A 463-nucleotide genomic window follows, 5' to 3' on the forward strand; every position below is an offset into this window, starting at 1 on the left:
CCGCTATGATTGCAAGCGCCTACACCTACCGATCCTTCTTGCCCATCCATACAAAATCTTGTATGGGTTGCCGGTGTCGGACTTCCTAGCGGAAGGGGATAACGGCGCGAGGGACGCCACTTATGCAGGTTCAGGTCAAGAAACTCGAAGGAAGCTGGCGGCTCGGATACGCCTTGCACAAGCATACCCTGTCCAGCGTCTATTTGGGCGATGACGAGTATGGACATCCTCGCTTTGATACCACCCGATCAGAGCCAGGAGAGGCGCTCTATCAGCTCAAATACCGAAGCGATTGGAACCAAGTTGCTCCTTTGGCGGCCCAAGTGCAGGCATCGTTGCTGCCTCTATTAGGCAAGATCGGTCTGATCGTCCCGATGCCGGCGTCAACCACGCGCGCCCGTCAGCCGGTTGACGAATTGGCTAAGGAGTTGGGCCGCATTACCAACATACCCGTGTTCAACAA

At 55.7% G+C, this 463-nt stretch carries 1 protein-coding gene; it reads left to right on the plus strand.

Annotation, left to right across the window (positions count from 1 at the left end; all coding sequences use genetic code 11):
* Positions 1-122: 122 nt before the first annotated feature.
* A partial coding sequence (locus tag C1631_RS24470; protein WP_228441524.1) for a hypothetical protein occupies positions 123-463 on the plus strand: 341 nt, incomplete at its 3' end.

Source organism: Chryseobacterium phosphatilyticum, assembly GCF_002899825.2.
In the GTDB taxonomy this organism is placed as follows: domain Bacteria; phylum Bacteroidota; class Bacteroidia; order Flavobacteriales; family Weeksellaceae; genus Chryseobacterium; species Chryseobacterium phosphatilyticum.